Origin of the sequence: Microvirga sp. 2MCAF35, from assembly GCF_052115545.1 — a bacterium.
Lineage (GTDB): Bacteria > Pseudomonadota > Alphaproteobacteria > Rhizobiales > Beijerinckiaceae > Microvirga.
This window is the reverse complement of sequence record NZ_JBFRGW010000035.1, coordinates 38,636-46,290: the sequence shown is the minus strand read 5'-3', so window position 1 is coordinate 46,290 and position 7,655 is coordinate 38,636. Positions and strand designations below refer to the sequence as shown.

Annotated in this window: 7 protein-coding genes and 1 pseudogene; 5 read left to right on the top strand and 3 right to left on the bottom strand. The window is 63.0% G+C overall.

Annotated elements, in window-relative coordinates; all coding sequences use genetic code 11:
- Positions 1–141: 141 nt before the first annotated feature.
- Positions 142–282: pseudogene (locus AB4097_RS16645) on the top strand (AMP-binding enzyme); the annotation flags it as partial.
- Positions 283–292: 10 nt separating this feature from the next.
- Here the strand turns inward: AB4097_RS16645 and AB4097_RS16640 are convergent.
- Entirely contained in the window at positions 293–1,093 is an 801-nt protein-coding gene (locus AB4097_RS16640) for an enoyl-CoA hydratase (RefSeq protein ID WP_442041520.1), read from the bottom strand.
- A 127-nt stretch (positions 1,094–1,220) separates the two neighbouring features.
- On the opposite strand from AB4097_RS16640, the gene AB4097_RS16635 reads away from it, so the two are divergent.
- Positions 1,221–1,793, top strand: coding sequence for a peroxidase-related enzyme (locus tag AB4097_RS16635; RefSeq protein ID WP_442041518.1), 573 nt, complete (start codon positions 1,221–1,223; stop codon positions 1,791–1,793).
- A 4-nt stretch (positions 1,794–1,797) separates the two neighbouring features.
- Here the strand turns inward: AB4097_RS16635 and AB4097_RS16630 are convergent, their stop codons facing one another.
- The gene (locus AB4097_RS16630) at positions 1,798–3,186 is read right to left on the bottom strand and encodes an FAD-binding oxidoreductase (protein WP_442041516.1); all 1,389 of its coding nucleotides are present in this window, start codon (positions 3,184–3,186) and stop codon (positions 1,798–1,800) included.
- Positions 3,187–3,290: 104 nt separating this feature from the next.
- Positions 3,291–4,079 carry an SDR family NAD(P)-dependent oxidoreductase gene (locus tag AB4097_RS16625; protein WP_442041514.1) on the bottom strand — a complete coding sequence of 263 codons (789 nt, stop codon included), beginning with the start codon at positions 4,077–4,079 and terminating at the stop codon, positions 3,291–3,293.
- Between the two features lie 432 nt (positions 4,080–4,511).
- Here AB4097_RS16625 and AB4097_RS16620 point away from each other — a divergent pair, with 432 nt between their 5' ends.
- The 3 genes from AB4097_RS16620 to AB4097_RS16610 are packed head-to-tail and all read left to right on the top strand — an operon-like array spanning position 4,512 to position 7,606.
- Positions 4,512–5,600, top strand: a complete 1,089-nt coding sequence (locus AB4097_RS16620) for an ABC transporter ATP-binding protein (protein ID WP_442041512.1) — start codon at positions 4,512–4,514, stop codon at positions 5,598–5,600.
- Positions 5,601–5,612: 12 nt separating this feature from the next.
- Complete coding sequence (locus AB4097_RS16615) at positions 5,613–6,713, top strand: ABC transporter ATP-binding protein (protein ID WP_442041510.1); 1,101 nt, start codon at positions 5,613–5,615, stop codon at positions 6,711–6,713.
- Complete coding sequence (locus AB4097_RS16610; RefSeq protein WP_442041509.1) at positions 6,710–7,606, top strand: carbohydrate ABC transporter permease; 897 nt, start codon at positions 6,710–6,712, stop codon at positions 7,604–7,606. Before AB4097_RS16615 ends, AB4097_RS16610 begins: the two co-directional genes overlap by 4 nt.
- Positions 7,607–7,655 lie beyond the last annotated feature (49 nt).

The following is a 7,655-nucleotide window of genomic DNA, read 5'->3' as shown; positions in this document are numbered from 1 at the left end:
ACCCAAGGCTGTCTTGATCACGCGGTCCCGCAGATCCTGACTGTAAGCGCGTGCCATGCCTGCCTCCATGTCTGGAAGCCAGCACGACACATCACGCCTCACAGCGGAATCCCCTCCGACTCGGAATAGCCGAAAAAGGCTCTAGCCTGGTGCCGGCAGCATCTCGCTTCCTACAAGTGCCCCCGCACGGTGATCTTCACGGAACTGCCCAAGACCTCCACGGGCAAGATCCAGAAGTTCCAGCTGCGGGAAATGGCCCGGGCTCACAAGGCCGCGGGCTGATCGGGGCAACTCACCGCCCCTTCCATACGGGCTTGCGCTTCTCGATGAAGGCATCGATGCCCTCGGCGGCATCGTCCGCCATCATGTTGCAGGCCATGACGTCCCCGGCATAGGCATAAGCCTCCTCCAGGCCCATGGAGCGCTGGCGTCCGAACATGGCCTTTCCCGTCCGGATCGCCACCGGGCTCTTGGCACAGATCTCCGCGGTCAATGCGCCGACAGCCTCATCCAGCCCGGCATCGGGCGCCACCCTGTTGATGAGCCCAAAAGACAGGGCCTCGCTGGACGAAATGAAACGCCCAGTCACCAGCATGTCGAAGGCCTGCTTGGGCGAAACGTTGCGGGACAGCGCCACGGCCGGCGTGGAACAGAACAGACCCACATTGATGCCCGAAACGGCGAATGTCGCGCTCTCGGCGGCAACGGCCAGATCGCAGGACGCAACCAGCTGACAGCCCGCAGCGGTCGCCATGCCATGCACGCGCGCAATGACCGGAACGGGAAGGTCGACGATCCCCTGCATCACCCGGCTGCACTGCGCGAACAATGCCTGATAATACTCCTGACGCGGATTGGCCCGCATCTGCTTCAGGTCATGCCCCGCGCAGAAGGCCTTACCGGAGGCGGCAAGTACGACGCAGCGGACTGCGTCATCGTCCTTCAACTCGTCCAATGCCTCCTGCAGCGCCGTCAGCATGTCCTCGGACAAAGCGTTGAACCGGGCCGGGCGGTTGAGGGTCAGCGTCACGACCCCATCCCGTTCCGCGCGCAGCAGAATGTCATCGCCGGAAATCGCCTGCTGGGCACTCATGAACATTCTCCTCCAGAGCATTTCAGGAATATTGTTTGCAGGATCCAACCTGAATAAGCTCGATCTGGCAACAAGACGCTTGAGGAACGCCAGCTTTACAAGTGGCCGTCAAGAAGAGGATTCTTTCGTGAGCAAGCCGCCGATCAGCCGCTTTCCCGTCCCCGAGATCTCCGACCTGCCGGAGGATATCCGCACGCGGATCCTGGCGGTTCAGGAGAAGTCGGGCTTCGTGCCGAACGTCTTTCTCGTGCTGGCCCGTCGCCCGGACGAGTTCCGGGCCTTCTTCGCCTATCATGACGCCCTGATGGACAAGCCCGGCAATCTCACCAAGGCCGAGCGCGAGATGATCGTGGTGGCGACGAGCAACGCCAACCAATGCCAATACTGCGTCGTCGCCCACGGGGCGATCCTGCGGATCCGGGCCAAGAACCCGCTGATTGCCGACCAGGTCGCGATCAACTACCGCAAGGCCGACATCACGCCCCGGCAGACAGCGATGCTGGATTTTGCCATGAAGGTCTCGCTTGAGGCTTACTCGGTCGGCGATGCGGACATTGCGACGTTAGCCGCGCACGGCTTCTCAGAGGACGATGTGTGGGACATCGCGGCGATTGCAGCATTTTTTGCCATGTCGAACCGCCTCGCCAACGTCACCAGCATGCGGCCCAACGACGAATTCTATTCGCTCGGCCGAGGTTGAACATTCAAGCCGAAAGCACCTTGCCCGGATTGAGGCGGTTATCGGGGTCGAGCGCCCGCTTGATCGTGCGGGCGAGTTCCATCTCGGGCGCCGCGCGGTAGCGCGCCAGCTCGCCCACGCGATACTGGCCGATACCATGCTCGGCCGAGATGCTGCCGCCGAAAGCCGCCACCACATCGTGCACGATGCGGTTCACGAGACCCGCATCATGGCTTCCATCCACGAGAACATTGTAGTGGATGTTGCCGTCGCCGAGATGTCCAAAGGCGTTCACGCGCGTTCCCGGCGCGCCGGCGGCCAGCGCCTCCCCGGCTTCGATGAGGAAGCGCGGCACTTCGGTGAGAGGGACGGAAACGTCGTGCTTGACGCTCTTACCCTCACGCGCCTCGGATTCCGTGACATGCTCGCGCAGGGCCCAGAGCTGGGCGGCCTGGGCGCCTGATTCTGCGATCACGCCGTCGAGCGCGATTTCCCGTTCGAAGGCCGTGCCCAGCATCGTCTCCGCGGCCTCACGCAGGCCGGCGAGGCTGGATGCCGCCTCGATCAGCACGAACCATTCCCCCTCGGCGATAGGAGCTTTCAGGCCCGCGTGCTTGGCCACAAGCTGCATGGAGGTGGCCGAGATCAGCTCGAAGGCCGAGATCTGGTCTCCCAGGTCGTCCTGGGCGAGTTCGAGAAGGCGCAGGGCCGCCGCAGGGTCTGCCACCGAGAGCAAAGCTGTCACCGCGTGCTTCGGACGCGGCAGAAGCCTCAGGACCGCCGCCGTGACGATTCCAAGCGTGCCCTCGCTGCCGATGAAGAGCTGCTTCCAGTCGTAGCCTGCATTGTCCTTGCGCAGCTTCCGCAAACCATTGACAATCGTGCCATCGGGCAAGACGACCTCAAGGCCGAGCACGAGGCTTCGCGTCATGCCGTAACGCAGGACATTCACGCCGCCCGCATTGGCTGCGATCACCCCGCCAATGGTGGCCGAGCCTTCCGCCGCCAGGCTGATCGGCAGCAGGCGCCCCGCCGCCTCAGCGGCATCCTGGGCGACTTTCAGGATGCACCCGGCCTCGGCCTCGATGGTCAAGCCGACCGGATCGACGCTGCGGATGGCCGCCATGCGATTGAAGGACAGAACGACCTGCGTGCCGGACGCATCGGGCACCGCCCCGCCGGCAAGCCCCGTATTGCCGCCTTGTGGGACGATGGCGACACCTGCCTCGCGGCAGATCTGCACGATCTGGGCAACCTGCTGGACCGTGGACGGGCGAACGACGCAGGCGGGCTTGCCCGGAAAGAGCCTGCGCCAGTCGATCGCATAGGGCTCGAGATCCGCCCCTTCCGTGATGACGGCCGAAGATCCGAGAAGGCCCGTCAGTCGCTGCAGCAGGTCCGTTGCGTTGATCATGGAAAAATCCCTCGCGGTTTCACCACCGCTCCTGACCGATCATGGCGCAATCGTCAACGCGGCAAGCGCGAGGGATCTATGAAAGGAACTGCAACAAGGTGGCCTCAGCCCTTGCCCGATCTCGGCTCCGCCATCTTGCGGTGCTGTTCGGCAAGCATGCCGGCTGGCGTCACGTTGGCGAGAATGGTCGTAAACTTGTTCTTCCAGCCGCTCACCACGTCGCCTTCGCCGTTCATCATGGCGTCGAAACCGACCTTGGCCACGAAAGCGGGATCGTCCTTCTTGGCCTGACCGACCTGTGTGTCTTCCATGCCGGCACGTTCGAAGAATTCGGTGTCGGTGGCGCCCGGCATCAGGCAGGTCACCGTGATGTTCGTATCCTTCAGCTCGTTGCGCAGCGCGAAGGAGAAGGAGTCGATGAAGGCCTTCGTGCCGTTGTAAACGGCCTGGAACGTGCCCGGCATGAACCCGGCGATCGAGCCGGTGATGAGGATCTTGCCCTCGTTCCTGGACCGCATATCCCGTGCGATCTTCTGGATCAGATAGAGGGTGCCGGTGATGTTCGTGTCGATCACGTGGCGTGCTTCGGAAAAGTCCTGGTCGAGAAAGGCATGGCCGAGGCCATGGCCGGCATTGGCCAAGAGCGCGTCGACCGGCCGGCCTTTGACGGCAGCGTAGAGCTTGTCGACACCCTCGAGAGTGGCAAGGTCGGCCTCGACAGCACCGACCTTTACTCCAAGGGCCTGGAAGTCCTTCGCCGCATCATGAATGGCAGTCTGATCAGCGGCGATCAGCAAGTCGTACCCATTCTGGGCACAGAGCTTTGCGAGTTCATATCCGATGCCCGAGGAGGCACCTGTCACGATGGCAAGCGGCTTTGCTGTTTCTGGCATGGCGTTCTCCCAGCCGATTTGAAAGGATGAACCGGCCACAAGCGGAGAGAGGCGCAACCGGCACGTGGTGCTTGAACTCCTGAAAGGCGCTTCAGTTCAAACTGCGCATCAAGCAGCCGGGCGCCCGAGCGCAGAACCTTGACAGATCAGTCCAGTCAAAGACCAGTTCCGTGAAGGTATTGGGCAGTTGCTTTCGCCATGGGGGCAAGATACCTTCACCATAACAATAGAAGAATGCTTACGCCCTAAAGGGCTGTGGCTGGGAGAAGCGCTCTTGGGTCCGCAAGAATCGGCGACGTTCGGCGTCGCGGTGAGTGGTAGCGCATGCGGGCATGACATGGCCCGAAACGCGATGGGGCGCGACCCCGCGACGATCCCTCCATATCCCATCCCTGCCGCCCTCCATGCTGCTCATAATGGAGGAGCATGCGGATGACCCTTGCTCTGGAAGGCGTATCGAAGAAGGTCGGAGCAGCGACGCATATCGACGACGTTCACCTGACCCTGGAGCGCGGCTCTCTCAACGTCCTGCTTGGGGCGACGCTTGCCGGCAAGACGTCGCTCATGCGTCTCATGGCCGGGCTCGATTCACCGACGAGCGGCCGCATCCTCGTCAACGGGCAGGATGTGACCGGCTGGACCGTACAGCGCCGTAGCGTCGCCATGGTCTACCAACAATTCATCAACTACCCATCGCTCGACGTGTATGAGAACATCGCGTCCCCCCTGCGCGTTGCCGGCCTGTCGAAGCCTGAGATCGATCATCGTGTCCGCGAGGCTGCCAAGCTCCTGAAGCTGGAACCCTATCTCGACCGCAAGCCCTTGAACCTCTCGGGCGGTCAGCAGCAGCGCACGGCCATTGCCCGCGCGCTGGTGAAACGCGCGGATCTGGTGCTGCTCGACGAACCCCTGGCGAATCTCGACTACAAACTCCGTGAGGAATTGCGTGAGGAGCTGCCACGGGTCTTCGCTGCATCGGGCGCCGTTTTCGTCTATGCGACGACGGAACCGTCGGAAGCCCTGCTCCTGGGCGGCAACACGGCGACCCTGTTCGAGGGCCGGGTGACGCAGTTCGGACCGACGCCGCAGGTCTACCGCCGTCCTCACGACCTGACCACGGCGCGCGTTTTCTCCGACCCGCCACTCAACATCCTGAAAGGCCGTAAAACGGACAGTACTGTGGCTTTGAGCACGGGAGCCGAGATCCGCACGATGGGTCCGCTCGCGGCCGTGCCGGACGGGGACTACACGATCGGCTTCCGGGCTCATCATCTCACCTTTGAGCCGGCAGGCACCGATGAGATCGCCATTCCGGCCGTCGTGTCCGTGTCCGAGATTACCGGGTCGGAAAGTTATGTGCATCTCGACGCCAGCGAACATCGCCTCATTGCGCTCGTTCCAGGTGTGAGGCGACTGGAGCCGAAATCCTCTGTCACGGCGTATATCGATCCGCGACACCTGTTCCTGTTCGATGCGGCTGGCCATCTGGCCGCCACCGACCCGGCCCAGAAAGCCGCGTGAGGAGAGAGACGGATGGCCCGCATCACCCTCGATCATCTCGCCCACGCCTACAGGCCCGATCCTCGCACGGCGGACGATTACGCCCTCAAGGAAATCAACCATGTGTGGAGCCAGGGCGGCGCCTATGCGTTGCTGGGGCCGTCCGGATGCGGCAAGACAACCCTGCTCAACATCATCTCGGGTCTGGTCCGACCCACGCGCGGGCGCGTACTCTTCGACGATCTCGATGTGACGGACCTGGCCACGGAAGCGCGCAACATCGCGCAAGTCTTCCAGTTCCCCGTGGTCTACGACACGATGAGCGTGCGCGAGAACCTGGCATTCCCGCTCAAGAACCGACACGTACCCCGCGACAGGGCCGCCCGGCGTGTGGAGGAAATTGCGCATCTTCTCGACCTGACGCGCGTGCTCGACCGCAAGGCGAGCAACCTGACGGCGGACATGAAGCAGAAGATCTCCCTCGGACGCGGCCTCGTGCGTCCCGACGTGGCGGCCATCCTGTTCGACGAGCCGCTCACCGTGATCGATCCGCACCTGAAGTGGCAGCTGCGCTCGACCCTGAAAGAGATCCACCGCGCCCTCGACATCACCATGATCTACGTAACGCACGATCAGACGGAGGCGCTCACCTTCGCCGACAACGTCGTGGTCATGCACGACGGCGCCGTGGTGCAGACGGGAACGCCCGACGAGCTGTTCGAACGCCCGGCCCACACCTTCGTCGGACACTTCATCGGCTCACCGGGCATGAACATCCTGCCCTGCAAAGTCGAGGGTGCCACCGCCTTCATCGGCCATCAGGCCGTCGCCCTGCAGTGGATCTATCGCACGCTCTCCGACGGGGAGCGGGTCGAACTCGGCATCCGGCCCGAATTCGCGCGGCTTCAGCCGCGAGGATCGGGACTGCCTGTCCGGGTGCGTCGCATCGACGATATCGGCCGCGCCCGCATCGCTCGCGTCGAGATGAGCGGACGCTCTCTGGCTGCCAGCGTTCCGGAAGGCGTCTCCATCGATGGGGATGAGGCGGCCCTCGTATTCGATCCGCGCCAAATTCACATCTATGCCAATGGGCACCTCGTCTCGGGCGAGCCGATCGGAGAGAGCCCGGCATGACGAAGACCGTCAACAACAAAGCCTGGCTCTTCGTTCTGCCGGTCTTCGCCATCGTGGCCTTCTCGGCCGTCCTGCCGCTGATGACCGTGGTGAACTATTCGGTCCAGGACACCTTCGGCAACAACCAGTTCTTCTGGAACGGGATCGGCTGGTTCCAGGAGCTGCTCGATCCCTCCACCGAACTCGGCGGACGATTCTTCGGCGCCTTGTGGCGCACCCTCCTCTTCTCGGCGATCATCCTCTTGATCGAGGTGCCGCTCGGCATCGCGGTGGCGCTCGCCATGCCGCGAGAGGGCTGGACCGTCGCGCTCTGTCTCGTCCTGATGGCTCTGCCGCTTCTCATTCCATGGAACGTGGTCGGCACGATCTGGCAGGTGTTCGCCCGTGGCGATATCGGCCTGCTCGGCTGGACTCTCAATCATCTCGGCATCGACTACAATTACAGCAACGACCCCATCGATGCCTGGGTGACGCTCATCGTCATGGATGTGTGGCACTGGACGAGCCTCGTCGCGCTGCTCTGTTATGCCGGGCTGAAATCCATTCCCGATGCTTATTATCAGGCGGCCCGCATCGACGGCGCCTCGCGCTGGGCGGTCTTCCGCACGATCCAGCTGCCGAAGATGCGGCGCGTTCTCCTCATCGCTGTGCTCCTGCGCTTTATGGATTCCTTCATGATCTATACAGAGCCCTTCGTGGTCACCGGCGGCGGCCCGGGCAACGCCACCACGTTCCTGTCGATCGATCTTGTGAAGCTCGCCCTCGGGCAGTTCGATCTCGGCAAGGCGGCCGCCATGTCGCTGGTCTACAACCTGATCATTCTCGCCATCTGCTGGGTGTTCTACACCGTCATGACCAACGTGGATGCCGAGCGGGAGAGGGTCGAAGCATGACCGGAACCGTCGCCGTCGGCACCTCCGAAACGAAACCCGTCGCTGCTCC

Excerpts from the sequence above, each read along its gene's own strand:
- AB4097_RS16640 (WP_442041520.1), bottom strand. The coding sequence starts at position 1,093 with ATGAGTGCCCAGCAGGCGATTTCCGGCGATGACATTCTGCTGCGCGCG.
- AB4097_RS16630 (WP_442041516.1), bottom strand. The coding sequence starts at position 3,186 with ATGATCAACGCAACGGACCTGCTGCAGCGACTGACGGGCCTTCTCGGA.
- AB4097_RS16625 (WP_442041514.1), bottom strand. The coding sequence starts at position 4,079 with ATGCCAGAAACAGCAAAGCCGCTTGCCATCGTGACAGGTGCCTCCTCG.
- AB4097_RS16620 (WP_442041512.1), top strand. The coding sequence starts at position 4,512 with ATGACCCTTGCTCTGGAAGGCGTATCGAAGAAGGTCGGAGCAGCGACG.
- AB4097_RS16615 (WP_442041510.1), top strand. The coding sequence starts at position 5,613 with ATGGCCCGCATCACCCTCGATCATCTCGCCCACGCCTACAGGCCCGAT.
- AB4097_RS16610 (WP_442041509.1), top strand. The coding sequence starts at position 6,710 with ATGACGAAGACCGTCAACAACAAAGCCTGGCTCTTCGTTCTGCCGGTC.